The 15686-nt window shown below is 66.6% G+C and carries 12 protein-coding genes; 9 read left to right on the forward strand and 3 right to left on the reverse strand.

Features of this window, described 5'->3' with window-relative positions:
- Positions 1–96: 96 nt before the first annotated feature.
- Genes KIT89_RS10405 through KIT89_RS10425 form a run of 5 tightly spaced genes read left to right on the forward strand, consistent with a single transcriptional unit; the run spans position 97 to position 6560 of the window.
- Positions 97–1368 (forward strand): extracellular solute-binding protein, encoded by a 1272-nt coding sequence (locus KIT89_RS10405; RefSeq protein WP_297601225.1) that lies wholly within the window; start codon positions 97–99, stop codon positions 1366–1368.
- Positions 1369–1382: 14 nt separating this feature from the next.
- Positions 1383–2348 carry a carbohydrate ABC transporter permease gene (locus KIT89_RS10410; protein WP_297601227.1) on the forward strand — a complete coding sequence of 322 codons (966 nt, stop codon included), beginning with the start codon at positions 1383–1385 and terminating at the stop codon, positions 2346–2348.
- Positions 2345–3202, forward strand: a complete 858-nt coding sequence (locus KIT89_RS10415) for a carbohydrate ABC transporter permease (RefSeq protein ID WP_297601230.1) — start codon at positions 2345–2347, stop codon at positions 3200–3202. The genes KIT89_RS10410 and KIT89_RS10415 overlap by 4 nt, the downstream gene beginning before the upstream one ends.
- Positions 3199–4815 (forward strand): glycoside hydrolase family 66 protein, encoded by a 1617-nt coding sequence (locus KIT89_RS10420; protein ID WP_297601232.1) that lies wholly within the window; start codon positions 3199–3201, stop codon positions 4813–4815. Before KIT89_RS10415 ends, KIT89_RS10420 begins: the two co-directional genes overlap by 4 nt.
- Entirely contained in the window at positions 4812–6560 is a 1749-nt protein-coding gene (locus tag KIT89_RS10425; RefSeq protein ID WP_297601235.1) for an alpha-glucosidase, read from the forward strand. The genes KIT89_RS10420 and KIT89_RS10425 overlap by 4 nt, the downstream gene beginning before the upstream one ends.
- Here the strand turns inward: KIT89_RS10425 and KIT89_RS10430 are convergent.
- Positions 6557–8143 (reverse strand): NAD(P)/FAD-dependent oxidoreductase, encoded by a 1587-nt coding sequence (locus KIT89_RS10430; RefSeq protein WP_297601238.1) that lies wholly within the window; start codon positions 8141–8143, stop codon positions 6557–6559. The two genes, KIT89_RS10425 and KIT89_RS10430, sit on opposite strands and share 4 nt — an antisense overlap.
- 46 nt (positions 8144–8189) lie before the next feature.
- Here KIT89_RS10430 and KIT89_RS10435 point away from each other — a divergent pair, with 46 nt between their 5' ends.
- Positions 8190–11699 carry a bifunctional proline dehydrogenase/L-glutamate gamma-semialdehyde dehydrogenase gene (locus tag KIT89_RS10435; RefSeq protein WP_297601241.1) on the forward strand — a complete coding sequence of 1170 codons (3510 nt, stop codon included), beginning with the start codon at positions 8190–8192 and terminating at the stop codon, positions 11697–11699.
- On the opposite strand, the gene KIT89_RS10440 is transcribed toward KIT89_RS10435, so the two are convergent.
- Positions 11696–13222, reverse strand: coding sequence for a GMC family oxidoreductase (locus tag KIT89_RS10440; RefSeq protein WP_297601244.1), 1527 nt, complete (start codon positions 13220–13222; stop codon positions 11696–11698). The genes KIT89_RS10435 and KIT89_RS10440 overlap by 4 nt on opposite strands.
- On the reverse strand, positions 13219–13848 hold the full coding sequence (gene mftR / locus KIT89_RS10445) for a mycofactocin system transcriptional regulator (protein WP_297601245.1): 630 nt from the start codon (positions 13846–13848) through the stop codon (positions 13219–13221). Before mftR ends, KIT89_RS10440 begins: the two co-directional genes overlap by 4 nt.
- A gap of 102 nt (positions 13849–13950) precedes the next feature.
- Here mftR and mftA point away from each other — a divergent pair, with 102 nt between their 5' ends.
- Genes mftA through mftC form a run of 3 tightly spaced genes read left to right on the forward strand, consistent with a single transcriptional unit; the run spans position 13951 to position 15660 of the window.
- Entirely contained in the window at positions 13951–14055 is a 105-nt protein-coding gene (gene mftA / locus KIT89_RS10450) for a mycofactocin precursor MftA (RefSeq protein ID WP_297601248.1), read from the forward strand.
- A 7-nt stretch (positions 14056–14062) separates the two neighbouring features.
- The gene (gene mftB / locus KIT89_RS10455; protein WP_297601251.1) at positions 14063–14353 is read left to right on the forward strand and encodes a mycofactocin biosynthesis chaperone MftB; all 291 of its coding nucleotides are present in this window, start codon (positions 14063–14065) and stop codon (positions 14351–14353) included.
- Positions 14350–15660: a mycofactocin radical SAM maturase gene (gene mftC / locus KIT89_RS10460; protein WP_297601254.1), complete on the forward strand. Its 1311-nt coding sequence runs from the start codon at positions 14350–14352 to the stop codon at positions 15658–15660. The genes mftB and mftC overlap by 4 nt, the downstream gene beginning before the upstream one ends.
- Positions 15661–15686 lie beyond the last annotated feature (26 nt).

Consider the following 15686-nt stretch of genomic DNA (forward strand, 5'->3'; position numbering starts at 1 on the left):
GGACTTGACACGAGGTTTCTATTGTCATAGAACTAATACCGATGTGTCGCCACGTCTCACGACGGTTCATTCCCAACACACGACAGGAGATTCGCAATGATGCGATCTACACGGTCGGGGCTTGCCCTGACCATCACGGCACTCGTCGCGATCGGCGCGGCCGGCTGTTCACCTTCGGCTGATCCAGATGACGGCGACGTCACTATCACCTTCTGGGGCGCATACGGAAACGGTGGCAATTCGGCACAACAAGCAGTACTCGACAACGAGCTCATCCCTGCATTCGAAGCCGCGCACCCCGGCGTCAAAGTGCAGTACGTCGACGTCGCGTATGACGACCTCCTCCAGAAGCTGACGACGAGCGCCGCAGGCGATGCGCTCCCCGATCTGGTTCGGGCCGATCTCGGATGGGTCCCCCGCTTCGCCGACCTGGGCGTGCTGGTTCCACTGTCTCAGGTCATGGATGACTTCGATCAGTTGGCCAGCGCGGTCTACCAAGGCAGTCTGTCGACGAACTTCTACCAGGGTGAGTACTACGGACTGCCGCTGAACACGAACACCCGGGTGCTCATCTCAAACCCGGATGCGCTTGAGGCAGCGGGCATGGATGCACCGCCCGCGACCTTCGATGAGGTGCGCGCTATGGCGGCCGCGCTCGACGGCACGGGCATTCAAGCGTTCGCCGACGGTGGCCTCGGTGCGTGGAACATCATGCCGTGGCTGTGGTCAGGTGGAGGGGACATTGCCGATGAAGCGCTGACGACGTCGTCGGGGGTGCTCGACAGTCCCGAGAACATCGCCACGGTGCAGATGCTGGTCGATCTCTATCAAGCCGGGCAGGTGTCGACGGGCATCACGGGAAACGAAGGCTCGGTGTCAACGAGTGAAGGGCTTCCAGGCGGCAACTACGCCAGCATTCTGGACGGCCCATGGATGCAAGGCATCTGGAGTGATCAGTTCCCCGACTTTGCGCCGATCTATTCTCCTGTGCCCGCGGGCCCTGGCGGGTCAATCAGCGTCGTCGGCGGTGAGAATATCGTGCTGACGTCTAGCTCGAAGCATCAGGAAGCTGCGCTCGACTTCATCCGATTCACCCAGACTGCAGAGTTCCAACTGGCGCTCGTCCCGACCGGCCAACTCACCATCATTGAGGCTCTCGGTGACGCGCAGGTTGAACTAGTGCCGGGGCTCGCACTGTTCACCGAACAACTGTCGACTGCGAAGAGTCGTCTCGCCATCACGGGCGGGTCCGAAGTCGACACGATCCTCAACACCGAGCTCACCCCCGCCTTCGAGGGTTCGGTCTCGGTTCAGGAAGCGCTTCGCCGCGCGGCCGAGCAAATCGACGCCGTGCTCGCGCGCGGCTGATCATGAGAGCCAGGGTGGACAACGCCACCGCAACCCTGGGCGCGGAAGCCTCGGCTTCCGCGCCCAGGGCGCGGGCGCAGCGACGACGGGCAACGACCCTTACTGGACGCCTGACGCCGTACCTCTTCATCGTGCCCGGCTTTGCGGTCTTCCTCCTGGCCATCATCTATCCGACGGCGCAGGCCTTTCAGATGAGCTTCTTCGACTGGAAGATTGTCGGTTCGGCTACGAGCGAGTTCCTCGGGTTCGGCAATTATGCGCGCGCCTTCGGAGACCCGCAGTTCTGGGTGTCAGGTGTCAACACCGTGGTGTACATCGTCGCGACCGTCATTCCGCAGATCGTCATTGGTCTGGCCGTGGCGCTGCTGCTGCACATGAAGAGCCCGGCGCAGCCCTTGTTCCGAGTTCTCTACTACCTTCCCGTGGTCACGAGCTGGGTGGTCGTGAGCCTCTTGTTCAGATTCCTCTTCGCAGATGCGGGACTCGTCAATTTCACGCTCGGCGAGGTACTTCAGCTGACCGACGGAGATACGTCATGGCTTGCCGATCGCTGGACAGGTATGGCTGCTATCGCTGCGCTCGGCATCTGGAAGGGGATCGGGTGGTCGATGATGATCTTCCTGGCCGCCCTGCAAGGCGTCCCCACTGGTTTGATCGAAGCGGCGACGGTAGACGGAGCGAATGCGTGGCAGCGCTTCCGGGTCGTCACCCTTCCCGCCATCTGGGCCGCGTTGGCCTTCGTCACCGTCATGCTCGTTATCGGCGGCTTCAATGTCTTCATCTCGGTGTACCTCATGACCGGCGGAGGACCCGCGGGTCGCACTCAAGTTCTCTTGACCTACATGTATCAGCAAGCCTTTGAATACCTCGACTTCGGCTATGGCTCGGCGATCGCCGTGCTGCTCACGCTCGTCGTGTTCTCCTTCTCCGTAGTGCAGCTGCGGGGATTCCGAAGCCGCTATCGAGAGGACGCACGGTGATCCGTACTCAACGCCAGCGTGCCCGGCATCGCTGGAGCCTCACCGCGCGCCACGTGGTCTTGGCGGCCGGAGCCGTGATCATGGTGACGCCCTTTGTCTACATGCTGTCGACGTCGTTTCAGCCACAGACGTTCGTGCTCACCACCCCGCCGCAGCTGATTCCCAGCGACCCGACTCTGGCGAACTACGCCGCCGTCGTCTCGACAGAGAACATCGCGCGGTACTTCGCGAATTCGGTGTTCGTCACCGCGGTGTCGACTGCACTCTCGTTGCTCTTGAGCTCGATGATGGCGTACGCCTTCGCCCGGTTCCACTTTGCAGGCAGAGAGACAATCTTCCGAGTGCTGCTGCTCGGGCTGATGATTCCCGCGATCATGCTGATCATTCCGCAGTTCATTCTCGCCAAGCAGCTCGGGCTGCTCGATTCGCTCGCGGGACTCATCGTGTTCTATGTCGCGGGCACGCTCGCCCTCAACACATTCTTGTTGCGCGGGTTCTTCGAGTCGATCCCGCAAGAACTCGATGACGCTATGCAGATGGACGGTGCCAATGCATGGACGCGCTACTGGCGTTTGGCCTTGCCACTCGCCAAACCCGGACTCGCCACAGCCACCATCTTCACCTTCCTCGCTTGCTGGGATGAGTTTGCCTGGGCTTTGACCATCATCAACAACCCTGAGATTCGCACTTTGCCGGTGGCGATTCGTCTCTTTGCGGGTTCTGGCAACAACGCCGTCCAGTGGGGAATCGTGTTCGCGGCCTCAGTCATAGCGGTGGTGCCGGTCATCATCGTGTTCTTCGTCTTTCAGCGCTACTTCGTGCAGGGCCTCACTTCAGGAGCAATCAAAGGATGACCACCACCTTCACTCTTCTCCCCACGCGCGCCACGTACCTACCTGGCGAGCCGATCGACCTTGACGTTCGCGGAGGCTCTGTCGTCGGTGAGGTGGTCGTGCGCCAGTTGGGTGACCAGATCGCGCGGCTCGCTCACCAGGGTGGCCAGACAGTTCGTCTTGAGCGGCTTCCGGAAGGACGCTACGCAGTCGAACTCCATGGGGAGCACCACGTCGCCCGAACTGCGGTTGAGGTCTCATCGACTCCTCGGTCTCGATTGCGCTACGGGTTCGCGGTGGACTTCTCGCCTGGGCGTGACTCGGCAGCACTCAGTGACCTCTTGCGTCGACTTCACCTCACAGGGGTTCTGTTCTACGACTGGGCATATCGGCATGCAGACCTGCTCGGCGGCGGTGATCAGTACGCGGACGCTCTTGGTCAACCTGTCGACCTGGCGACCGTGATGCGGCTCATCGAGGCTGTACACGATGTCGGCTCGCACGCCATCGGCTACGCCGCGATATACGCAGTGGGTCCGGATGAGTGGGAGAAGTGGAGCCACGATGCACTGCTGCGTGCTGACGGCGAGCCTTTCGCGCTTGGCGACTTTCTGTTCATCGTCGACCCCGCAGCACCTGACTGGCTTGCGCACTTGCAACGAGAGCTCGTCGCCGCCACTCGCCGCCTGGGCTTCTCGGGCTTTCACCTGGACCAGTTCGGGTACCCAAAGATCGCCCGCCGCGCCGACGGAGCAGTCGTCCGAACGAGCGAGTCATTCGTTCGGATGATCGGTGGAGTTCGCGAGGCACTGCCCGAAGCCCACCTCGTCTTCAACAACGTCAATGACTTTCCGACGTGGGCCACCGGTTCCACTCCTCAAGATGCGGTCTACATCGAGCCGTGGCAGCCGGTCGACACCCTCGGAGCACTCGCTGCTCGAGCATCAAGAGCGCGAAGCGTCGCAGACGGCAAACCTGTTGTCTTTGCGGCGTATCAACACGTGTATGACAGTGCACCTGCAGAGTCTGCAGATCGAGCGACTGCCCTCACGATGGCGACCCTCTACTCGCACGGTGCGACCCAGCTGCTCGCGGGTGAAGGCGACCGCATCCTGGTCGACCCGTACTACGTGCGCAATCATGTCGTCGAACCCTCCACCGCTGAACTTCTTGTGCGCTGGTACGACTTTCTCGTCGAGTTCGATGAAGTGCTCATGGAGCCCGATCTCGTCGACGCGACTGCGTGTCTCGCCCGCGAGTACAACGACGACTGCGACGTCACGTACCCGGACGTCTCGACCCACGACGAGGCGGTGACGGGCGGAGTCTGGCGACGCATCACGACCGTGCGGAATCGCCTCGTCGTGCACCTCATCAATCTCGTCGACCAGCCAGACGCTCTTTGGGATGCGCCGAGGGCTCCGATCGCCGCCGTGGCCAATGGAGTGCTTCGCATACGGTGCGTTGCCGGAGCACGGCCTCGGGTTCGGGTGGTTGACCCCGATCGACCAGGAGTGGTCATCGAGCCTGTCGCAGCGCTGGAGGGCGAGCACGCGCAGTTCACTCTCCCGGAGTTGCAGATCTGGCAAGTCGTGATTATTGACCTCGTGGACGATCGTGGCGCCACATCATGACTCTCCTCAGTTCTGACGACTCTCGCCTCCACCAGCACGACGCTCCTTGGTGGCAGAGCGCGGTCGCCTACCAGATCTACCCGCGCAGCTTTGCCGACTCCGATGGCGATGGAATTGGTGACCTGCGCGGGGTCATCAGTCGCCTCGATCACCTGGAGTATCTGGGCGTCGACGTGATCTGGCTGAGCCCGATCTATTGCTCACCGCACGATGACAATGGCTATGACATCAGCGACTACGAAGACATCGACCCGACATTCGGAACACTCGCCGATGTCGATGAGCTGATCGCCGAAGCGCATGCGAGGGGCATACGCATCGTCATGGACCTCGTGGTGAACCATACTTCTGACGAGCATCCGTGGTTCATCGAATCAGCGAGTTCGACGACGAATCCGAAACGAGATTGGTACTGGTGGCGACCGGCACGAGAGGGTTTCGAGCCCGGCCAGGAGGGCGCGGAGCCCACGAATTGGGAGTCATTCTTTTCGGGTTCGACGTGGCAGCTCGACGCGCAGACGGGCGAGTACTACTTGCATCTGTTCTCGCGAAAGCAACCCGATCTCAATTGGGAGAACCCCGAGGTGCGGCGGGCGATTCACGGCATGATGAATCGCTGGCTCGATCGAGGTATTGATGGCTTTCGCATGGACGTCATCAACCTCATCTCGAAAGATCCCGCTCTGCCAGACGGTCCAGTGGCCGATGGGGCGCGGTGGGGAGACGGGTTTGCGCACTATGCCGCCGGGCCGCGCATCCACGAGTTTCTGAAGGAGATGCACGACGAAGTTTTCGCGGGGCGAGACCGCGTGCTCATGACTGTCGGCGAGATGCCGGGGGTGACGATAGACCAAGCTCAGCTCTTCACTGACTCTCAGCGGCGCGAGCTAGACATGGTCTTTCAGTTCGAGCACGTCGGGCTGGATCACGGCGTAGACGGCAAGTGGTCGCTGCGCAAGGCGTCGCTCGTCGACCTCAAGGCGTCTTTCGAGCGGTGGCAACTCGGCCTTGCCGGCCGCGGGTGGAACAGTCTCTACTGGAACAATCACGACCAACCCCGAGCCGTCAGCCGCTTCGGCAACGATGGCGCGTACTGGCGCGAGTCGGCCACGGCACTGGCGACCGTGCTGCATCTGCAGCAGGGCACCCCGTTCATCTACCAAGGTGAAGAGATCGGCATGACGAACGTGCGGTTCACGTCGATCTCGGACTATCGAGACATTGAGACCCTGAACCACTTCTCTGACGCAGTGGACGAACGCGGAGAGGATCCTGCTCTTGTTCTCAGTCGGCTGCGCGAGACGAGCAGAGACAACGCGCGCACGCCCATGCAATGGACGGGCGACGACGGGGGAGGGTTCACGACGGGGTTGTCGTGGATTCCGATGAACCGCAACCACCGAGTGATCAACGTTGCCGACCAGAAGGGTCACGCCAGTAGTGTGCTCGAGCACTATCGGCTCTTGATCGAGCTCCGGCACCGACTCCCTGTCATTCGTACAGGGGAGTTCGTGTTGCACGACAGAGAGCACCCGAGCCTTTTCATCTTCGAGAGAGTGTCACGCGACTGTTCCCTGCTCGTAGCGGCCAATCTGTCTGAAGTCGCGGAGACGCTCGACGCGGAGCGCTCGCCGTGGGCGGCATATCGTGACGCTGAGATCATCGTTGACAATCAGCAGAGCTTCGGCTTTCGCTATTTGCTGCCGTGGCAGTCGGTCGTGCTGGCTCGCGATCTCACGGACTAGCGGGTCTCGAGCACGGCCATCGCAGCATTGTGGCCGGCGATGCCGCTGACGGCGCCGCCGCGGCGTGCTCCCGACCCGCAGAGCAGCACGCCGTCGAGACCGGTGGCGACGCCCCAGCGCTGAGCGGGCGAGTCGAGCACCTCATCGTTCTCGACCCACGGCCAGTCGAGGTCGCCGTGGAAGATGCTGCCGCCCGGCAGCCGCAGCGCGTGCTCGAGGTCGCGCGTGGTCTTGGTCTCGACGCATGGTCGACCGTCGGCGTCGGTCATGAGCAGGCTCTCGATGGGCTCGGCGAGCACCGAGTCGAGCGAGTCGAGCACGGCGTGCTGCAGGGTCTCACGCATCGCATCGTTGTTCGCCTCGGTCAGCAGGCGATCGGGAACATGCAGCGCGAAGACGGTGAGCGTCTGCGCCCCCGATGCCCGCAGCTCGGGGCCGAGAATGCTCGGGTCGGTGAGCGAGTGGCAGTAGATCTCGGCGGGCACCGGATCAGGCACGCGGCCGGCGACGGCCGCGTCATGCGCGGCCTGCAGCTGCGTGAAGGTCTCGTTGATGTGGAACGTGCCGCCGAAGGCTGCCGCGGGGTCGAGCGCAGCATCCCGAAGCCGAGGCAGGCGCTGCAGCAGCAGGTTCACCTTGACCTGGGCGCCCTCTGCGGGCGGGGTGGCGAGGCCGTGATCGGATGCCCCCGCGCCGCCGCCCGCCGCGAGCAGCCGCGCGAGCTCGTGCGGCGAGCAGTTGACGAGCACATGCTGGGCGGCGGTGGCGTGCTCGACTCCGGCGGCGTCGACCCAGAGCACGACTCGGTCAGGCTGCAGCGCAGTGACCTCGGCACTCGTCGTGAGGGTCGCCCCGGCGAGCCGTGCGGCACGCTCGAGCTCACCCGAGACGGCGCCCATGCCGCCGACGGGCACATTCCAGTCGCCCGTGCCGCCGCCGATCACGTGATACAGAAAGCAGCGGTTGGCGAGCAGGCTCGCGTCGTCGTTGGGGGCGAACGTGCCGATGAGGGCGTCGGTGTAGACGACGCCGCGCACGAGATCGTTCGAGAAGGTGTCGGCGATCGTGCGACCGATGGGCTGCTCGATGAGGGCGTTCCACAGTGCATCGTCGCCCACGGCCGCGCGCGCCTCAGACCGCGTGAGCAGGGGGTCGGTCACTGTCGGAAACAGTGCGCGCGCGAGTCGTTGCGTGCCCTCGTAGAAGGTGGCCCAGGCGAGCGCGTCTTCTTCTGCCCCGAGGGCAGCGAAGCTGTCGGCGGTCGCGAACGGGTCGTGGTTGTCGACGAGCAGGCCGGTGTCGGTGCCCGGCAGCGGAGTGTACGAGCTGAAGCGGCGAGGAGCGAGCTCGATCTGCAGCCCCAGGTCGTCGATGATGCGCTGGGGCAGCAGGCTCACGAGATAGCTGTAGCGGCTGAGCCGGGCATCCACCCCGGCGAACGCTTGCGCCGAGATGGCGGCACCACCGAGCACGTCGAGACGCTCGAGCACCTGCACGTCGAGCCCCGCCTTCGCGAGGTAGGCGGCGGCGGTCAACCCGTTGTGGCCTCCGCCGATGATGACGACGTCGCGGCGATCGGTCATGTGGCCCAGAGTAGCCGCTGGTGACGCGACGGGAGAGGATAGGGGGGTGAGCACACGTGAGCAGCCGACCGCTGACGAGGCCGTCGCACTCGTCCGACGGTGGCTCGCCCTCACCGTCCGCGCCAAGCCCGACCCGAGCGCAGCACGACTCGCTGGGCTGCTGCAAGACCCGGTGGGGCTCGACTTCGCGATCGGCTTCGTCGACCGGGTGGCGCGACCAGACGACCTGCGCGTTGCGGGGCGCAACCTCGAGCAGCTGGCGCAGAGCATCCCGAGCTTTCTGCCCTGGCCCCTGCGCGCGCTCATCGCGATCGGCGGCCCCCTCGCCCGCCTGCTGCCGTGGCCGATCGTGCCCATCGCACGCCGAGTGCTGCGAAGCATGGTGGGGCACCTCGTCATCGACGCGACGCCGAACCGGCTCGGCCGCACGCTCGAGAGCCTGCGCGCCGAGGGCGACCGGCTCAACATCAACCTGCTCGGCGAGGCTGTGCTGGGCGACGGCGAAGCCGATCGCCGGCTCGAGGGCATCACCGAGCTCGTCAAGCGCTCTGACGTCGACTACGTGTCGGTGAAGGTCTCGGCGATCGTCAGCCAGGTGAGCATGTGGGCGTTCGACGAGACCGTCGAGCGCGTCGTCGAGAGGCTCGCACCGCTCTACGACCTCGCCGCGCATGGCGTGAACCCCACCTTCGTCAACCTCGACATGGAAGAGTTTCGCGACCTCGACCTGACGATCGAGGTCTTTCAGCAGCTGCTCGACCGACCCTCGCTGCGCCACTACGAGGCGGGCATCGTGCTGCAGGCCTACCTGCCAGAAGCGCTGCCCGCCCTCGATCGGCTGACGACGTGGGCGAAGCGCCGCCGCGCCGCGGGCGGGGCCGGCATCAAGGTGCGAGTGGTCAAAGGCGCCAACCTGGCGATGGAGCGAGTGGATGCTGCGCTGCACGACTGGCCCGTGGCCGTGCTGCCCAGCAAGCGTGACAGCGACGCCAACTACAAGCGCGTGATCGAGGCCGCACTGCACCCCGATCGAGCGGATGCGGTGCGCATCGGCCTCGCCGGCCACAACCTGTTCGACATCGCGTGGGCGTGGCAGCTCGCTGAAGCACGGGGCGTGGCCGACGCGGTCGAGGTCGAGATGCTGCTCGGCATGGCGCCCGACCAGGCCGACGCCGTGCGACGCACCGTCGGGCACCTTCTGCTCTACACGCCCGTCGTGCACCCGCGCGACTTCGACTCGGCCATCAGCTATCTCATCAGGCGGCTCGAAGAGAATGCGAGCACCGAGAACTTTCTGTCGGGAGTCTTCGAGCTCACGCGCGACGAGACCATCTTCGAGCGTGAAGAGCAGCGCTTTCGCGCATCGCTCGCCCTGTTCGAGTCGTCGCCGCACGCGCCCCCGGCGCGCCGTGTGCAGAACCGCTTGACCGAGCGGCCCCTCGACGAGCCAGACGCGCTGCCTGTTCCGGCGGGCGTTCGCGACGGCTTCCACAACGTCGCAGACACTGACCCTTCGCTGCCAGACAATCGGGCGTGGGGGCGCGCGATCCTGCAGCGCGCTCAGACGACCACTCGCGGGCAGGCGCTCGTCGACGTGAGCGGCGTCGCCTCGGCCGCCGCGATCGAGCGCATCGTCGCCGAGACGCGCGGTGCCGCCGCCGACTGGGCTGGGCGATCGGTGGAGCATCGCGCGGGCATCCTGCATCGATGCGGGCGGATGCTCGCCGCGCGCCGCGCCGACCTGCTCGAAGTGATGGCGGCCGAAGCCGGCAAGACCCTCGCCGAAGGCGACCCCGAAGTGAGCGAGGCCATCGACTTCGCGCACTACTACGCCGAGAGCGCGCGCGACCTGGCGCGCATCGACGACGCGACGTTCACCCCCGCGCGCCTGACGGTCGTCGCGCCGCCGTGGAACTTTCCCGTCGCGATCGCCGCCGGCGGAGTGCTGGCGGCGCTCGCCGCGGGCAGCGCAGTGATCATCAAACCTGCGCCGCAAGTGCGCCGCAGCGCCGCCGTCATGGTCGAAGCGCTGTGGGATGCCGGGGTGCCGCGTGAGGTTCTGCGCTTCGTCGACGTGCCCGAGAACGAGGTGGGCCAGGCGCTCATCGCGCACCCGGCAGTCGACCGGCTCGTGCTGACGGGTGCCTGGCAGACCGCTGCGCTGTTTCGCTCATGGCGGCCCGACCTGCCGATCATGGCCGAGACGAGCGGCAAGAACGCGATCATCATCACACCGTCGGCAGACCTCGACCTCGCCGTCGCCGACCTGGTTCGCTCGGCCTTCGGGCACGCCGGTCAGAAGTGCTCTGCGGCGTCGCTCGCGATACTCGTCGGATCGGTGGCGACGTCAGAGCGCTTCGAGCGCCAACTGGTCGACGCCGTCACGACGCTGCGGGTCGGGCACGCGCTCGATGCGACCACCACTGTGGGGCCGCTCATCGAGCGCGCCGACGGCAAGCTGCTGCGCGCCCTCACCCGGCTCGACGAGGGCGAAGAGTGGATCGTGCCCCCGCGAGCGCTCGACGCGAGCGGTTCGGTGTGGACTCCTGGCGTGAAGCGCGGGGTCGCCCCCGAGAGCGAGTTCCACCTCACCGAGTACTTCGGCCCGGTGCTCGGCCTCATGCGCGCTCGCGACCTCGACGAGGCGATCGACCTGCAGAACGCGACGCCCTACGGGCTCACGGCGGGCCTGCACTCGCTCGATGTCGACGAGATCGACCACTGGCTCGCCGCCGTGCAAGCCGGCAACCTCTACGTCAACCGCGGCACCACCGGAGCGATCGTGCGCCGACAGCCCTTCGGCGGCTGGAAGCGTTCGAGCGTCGGAGGCTCGACGAAAGCGGGCGGGCCGTCATACGTCATGGGGTTCGGAACCTTCACGCCCGTGCCGCGCGAGCCGCGCGAGTCGCTCAGCATGCGCGGCATCGACCGGCGGGTGCGCGAAGTGCTCGAAGCCGCGCAGCCCGGGCTCGACTTCGCCGGCTTCGACATGGCCCGAGCGGGGGCTGTGAGCGACCAGCTCGCGTGGGGCGACGAGTTCGGCGTCGCGCGCGACGCGAGCCAGCTCGGCGCGACGACGGCGCACATCGTCGAGCGCAACGTCTTGCGGTATCGCCCAGCGCCGGTCGCCGTGCGACTCGCCGAGGGCGGCTCGATGGCCGAGCTCGTGCGCGTGCTGCTCGCTGCGACGCGCGCCGCATCACGCGTGAGCATCAGCAGCGCCGTGCCGGTGCCGGCGAGCCTGCTCGCGCTCATCGACTCGGGAATCTCGGCCCTGCGGGCCACGTCGGTCGCGATCGAGACGGATGCGCGCTTCGCCGACGCGGTGCGGGATGCCCGCCCCGCCCGCATCCGCCTCATCGCGCCAGACGGCGCACGTGTCGCCCGTGCACTGCACGAGGCCGTCGAGGGCGACCCCGACGTCGCCGTCTGGTCGGGGGCCGTCACGACCGCGGGCCGCGTTGAACTGCTGCCCTTCGTGCGCGAGCAGGCGGTGTCGATCACGACGCACCGGTTCGGCAACCCCTTCGCCGGGGTCGCCGAGCTCGAGCTCTAGGGGGCGAGCGCGTCGGCGATCAGCTCGCCGATGAGCACGGCAGTGGCTGCCGGCCCACCGGTGGGGGCGCGCGGCAGCATGCCGACGTCGGCCACGTGCAGGCCGACCACCCCGTGCACTGCGCCTCGGCCGTCGACGACCGACGTCGCCGGGTCGAGGCCCATGGGTGTGGTGCCGCACGAGTGCAGCGCCGTCGAGAGGTTCGCGAGAATCCAGCCGTCGAGCGCCTCGTCGTCGAGGTTGCTCACCTGTCTGTGCACGGGCACGGCTCCGATGCTCTGCAGGGGTGCGCTCTCGAGCAGCCGGGCGGCGAAGCGCGCGCTCGACCGAAGTCGCGCCCGATCGTCGTCGGTCGCGGCGTAGTTGAACCGCACGCGGGGCGGCGCCAGTGCGTCTGCGGGGTCGAGCTCGACCCGGCCGCCGCCGCTGCCGCGCAGCGGCGAGACGAGCAGGCTCAGCATCGCATCGGCGTCATCGGTGCCCAGCATGCGGCCGAGGGGGCGCATGAGGGCGAGAACTTCGAGATCTGCGACGCTCGAGGCAGTGCCGCCGACGCCGCTCGAGGCGTGCAGCGACACCCCGAGCGCGCCGTCGACCGCAACACTCAGCGTCTCGACGGGCATCGCGAAGGGCAGCACGAGCTGAGGGTGATCGTCGAGCCGAGCGCCCACCGCTGGTGCGTCGACGACCACGGGGATGCCGTGTGCGGCGAGTGAAGCGCTCGGGCCGATGCCGCTGAGCATGAGCACGTGGGGTGTGCTCAGCGCGCCGGCGCACAGCACGACGAGGTCGGCCGAGAACTGCACGGCCTCGCTGCCGGCGACGGCGAGCACTCCGACCGCCCGCCCGGCACGCACGATCACCTGCAGCACTCGATGGCCACCGCGCACCTCGAGCGTCGCCGGGGCGCCTGGCAAGTACGCGCGTGCGGTGCTGACGCGTTCGCCTCCGACCGTGTTCGTCGGTGTCGGCCCGACCCCGGGCGGGGCCTGCGGGCTGGCGTTCTTGTCATGCTCGACGGGCAGACCGAGCTCGATGCCGCCCGCGAGCAGGGCGGCACTCAGGGGGTGGTCGAGGGCGCTTCGGGTGACAGGCATGGGGCCCGTTGAGCCGTGGCCGGGGTGATCGCCCAGATCATGATCGTTCTCGAGCCGGGCCCAGAGCGGCGCCGTGCGCTCTGCGCTCCAGCGGGCATCGCCGGCCGTGGTCGCCCAGTCGTCGAGGTCGTGCGCGCGCGCCCGACGAAAGTAGCCGCCGTTGATCGCGGTAGAGCCTCCGACGACGCGACCCCGCACGACGGTGTGGGGGCGACCCGGTGCGAGCTCGGCGGCGAAGGTCGCGGCCAGTGGATGCCCTGGCATGGCCGCGGCGAGGCTCGAGGCGTCGAGGGTCGATAGGGGGGCGGGCACGGGCCCCTCTTCGAGCAAGAGCACCGTCGCGCCCCGTTCTGCCAGCCTTCGGGCGAGCGGTGCGCCAGAACCACCGGCGCCGACGACGATGACGTCTGCGGCCGGTGCGGTCACGTTCGGCCGGGCTCGTCGAGCAGCATCAGATCTCGAGCCGCGAGAAAACCCTGGTCGAGCAAGTCGCTCAGCGATGCGTCATCATGGGCGAGCCATTGCTCATACGCGGCGATCGACACACCGAGGCAGACGAAGGCGATGGTCTGCGGCACCAGGCCCGACGCCGAGACGCCGAGCCGTTCTGCCACGAAATCGGCGATCACCTGCCGCCACGAGGCGTATCGAATGGTCGAGTGCGCCACGAGCGAGGGCACGGTCAGCAGCAGGGTCATGCGTTCGCGGTGATACTGCAGTTCGTTGTCGGGGATGTGGTTGAAGACCACGATGGCGATGCGCAGGGCATCGCGCAGGGGAAGGCTGCGCGGCAACGACGCGAGGTGCTCGCGCATGCCCGCGAGCATCTCGTCGAACTGGCCCCACGGCAGATCGTTCTTCGACGGAAAGTAGCGAAAGAAGGTGCGTCTGCCGATGCCGCACGCCGCGGCGATGTCGTCGACGGTGACTCGATCGAAACCGCGATCGATGAAGAGCCGCAGCCCGGTGTGGCTGATGTCGGCGTGAGTGGTGGCGGGTTGCCGACCGATGCGCGTGACGCGAGCGGGCTCACCGGCTAAGAGTTCACTCATGGTTCACCGCCACCTCTTCCCTTCGGCACTGAGTGCCAATACAGTAACCTTCACCGGCCGTCGGCACATCATCGTCGCCGACTCACTGCAAAGGAGCAAGCCATGAGCGTTTCGCCCACTGTGACCCCCGAGCCCGCCGACGAGCTTGTTGACGAGGAATCGCTGGTCGAAGAAGTCTCTATCGACGGAATGTGCGGCGTCTACTGAGCCCGTCATGGCCTCACTCGAGTTCGACCACATCGTCACGATTCACCCGCGGGTCTCTATCAGGCCCGAGCCCTTCGGTGCGCTCCTGTACCACTTCGGCACTCGACAGCTCAGCTTTCTGAAAGACCGCCGCCTGCTCGACATCGTGCGAGCGTGCGACGGTCAGCGCAGCCTCGCCGATGCGTTCGCTGTCGCAGACGTCACCGATGCTCACACCGATCGCTATCGCCGAGCGATCGAGACGCTCGTCGCTTCGTCGATGCTGCGTGTCGAGGCCCCGAGTGAGGTGGCGGCATGACGCTCGTCGTTCCTCCACCGTCGTCCGCACGGCCCGCGAGCATCTCGCCAGGTGCACCCGCCCCGACCTCGCAGACGCTCATCGGTCACTTCGAGCGAGGTCTGGATGCCCCCATCTGTCTCACCTGGGAGCTCACCTACGCCTGCAACCTGTCGTGCAGCCACTGTCTGTCGAGCTCTGGCCGACGCGACCCTCGCGAGCTGACGACCGACGAGTGCAAAGCGGTCATTGACGAGCTGCAGCGCATGCAGGTGTTCTACGTCAACATCGGCGGCGGTGAGCCGACCGTGCGCAGCGACTTCTGGGAGCTCGTCGACTACGCCACCGATCATCAGGTCGGGGTGAAGTTCTCGACCAACGGCATCAAGCTCACGCCCGAGGTCGCCCAACGGCTGGCCGCGAGCGACTACGTCGATGTGCAGATCTCGCTCGACGGCGCCACCGCCGAGGTCAACGACCGTGTGCGCGGGCCGGGCTCGTACGACACCGCCATCCGCGCGATGCAGAACCTTGCCGATGCGGGCTTCGTCGGGTTCAAGATCTCGGTCGTCTGCACGCGAGACAACATTCCGCAACTCGATGAGTTCAAGGCCATCGCCGACCGGTTCGGGGCGCAACTGCGACTCACTCGGCTGCGGCCGAGCGGTCGCGGTGCCGACGTGTGGGACGACCTGCACCCGTTGCCCCACCAGCAGCGCGAGCTCTACGACTGGCTCGTCGCGAACGGCGAGGGCGTGCTGACGGGCGACTCGTTCTTTCACCTCTCGGCGTTCGGCGAAGCGCTGCCCGGCCTGAACCTGTGCGGCGCGGGCCGCGTCGTCTGCCTCATCGATCCCGTCGGCGACGTCTATGCATGCCCCTTCGCGATCCACGACGAGTTCCTCGCCGGCAGCGTTCGCGACGAGGGCGGCTTCGCGGGCGTGTGGCGCGAGTCGGAGTTGTTCCGACGACTGCGCGAACCCACCGGCGGCGGCGCCTGCGGTTCGTGCTCGTTCTACGACTCGTGCCGGGGTGGGTGCATGGCGGCGAAGTTCTTCACGGGGCTGCCGCTCGACGGGCCAGACCCGGAGTGCGTGCGCGGCTTCGGCGAGCAGCTGCTGGCTGAGCGGGCGACGGATGCTCTGCCGAAGCCCTCGGGCGACCACTCGCACCGCACCTCGCCACCGCGGCCGCGCGGCTCGACCGGGCCCGTGCCCCTCACGCTGAGCATCCGTCGTCCGGATGCCCCGCCGGCGCACGCCTGCGCCGAGAGCCCGCTCGCGGGCTTCTCTCCCACGTCGACGGCGTGCGCCTGCGGCGGCCACTGAGACCAACCCCGCGCCGCGCGGTTCGC

Source organism: Microcella sp. (assembly GCF_025808395.1).
In the GTDB taxonomy this organism is placed as follows: domain Bacteria; phylum Actinomycetota; class Actinomycetes; order Actinomycetales; family Microbacteriaceae; genus Microcella.

What these genes read in the sequence shown, in the direction of transcription:
- KIT89_RS10425 (WP_297601235.1), top strand. Translation starts at nt 4,812, where the DNA reads ATGACTCTCCTCAGTTCTGACGACTCTCGCCTCCACCAGCACGACGCT.
- KIT89_RS10420 (WP_297601232.1), top strand. Translation starts at nt 3,199, where the DNA reads ATGACCACCACCTTCACTCTTCTCCCCACGCGCGCCACGTACCTACCT.
- mftA (WP_297601248.1), top strand. Translation starts at nt 13,951, where the DNA reads ATGAGCGTTTCGCCCACTGTGACCCCCGAGCCCGCCGACGAGCTTGTT.
- mftB (WP_297601251.1), top strand. Translation starts at nt 14,063, where the DNA reads ATGGCCTCACTCGAGTTCGACCACATCGTCACGATTCACCCGCGGGTC.
- KIT89_RS10430 (WP_297601238.1), bottom strand. Translation starts at nt 8,143, where the DNA reads ATGACCGATCGCCGCGACGTCGTCATCATCGGCGGAGGCCACAACGGG.
- mftR (WP_297601245.1), bottom strand. Translation starts at nt 13,848, where the DNA reads ATGAGTGAACTCTTAGCCGGTGAGCCCGCTCGCGTCACGCGCATCGGT.
- mftC (WP_297601254.1), top strand. Translation starts at nt 14,350, where the DNA reads ATGACGCTCGTCGTTCCTCCACCGTCGTCCGCACGGCCCGCGAGCATC.
- KIT89_RS10405 (WP_297601225.1), top strand. Translation starts at nt 97, where the DNA reads ATGATGCGATCTACACGGTCGGGGCTTGCCCTGACCATCACGGCACTC.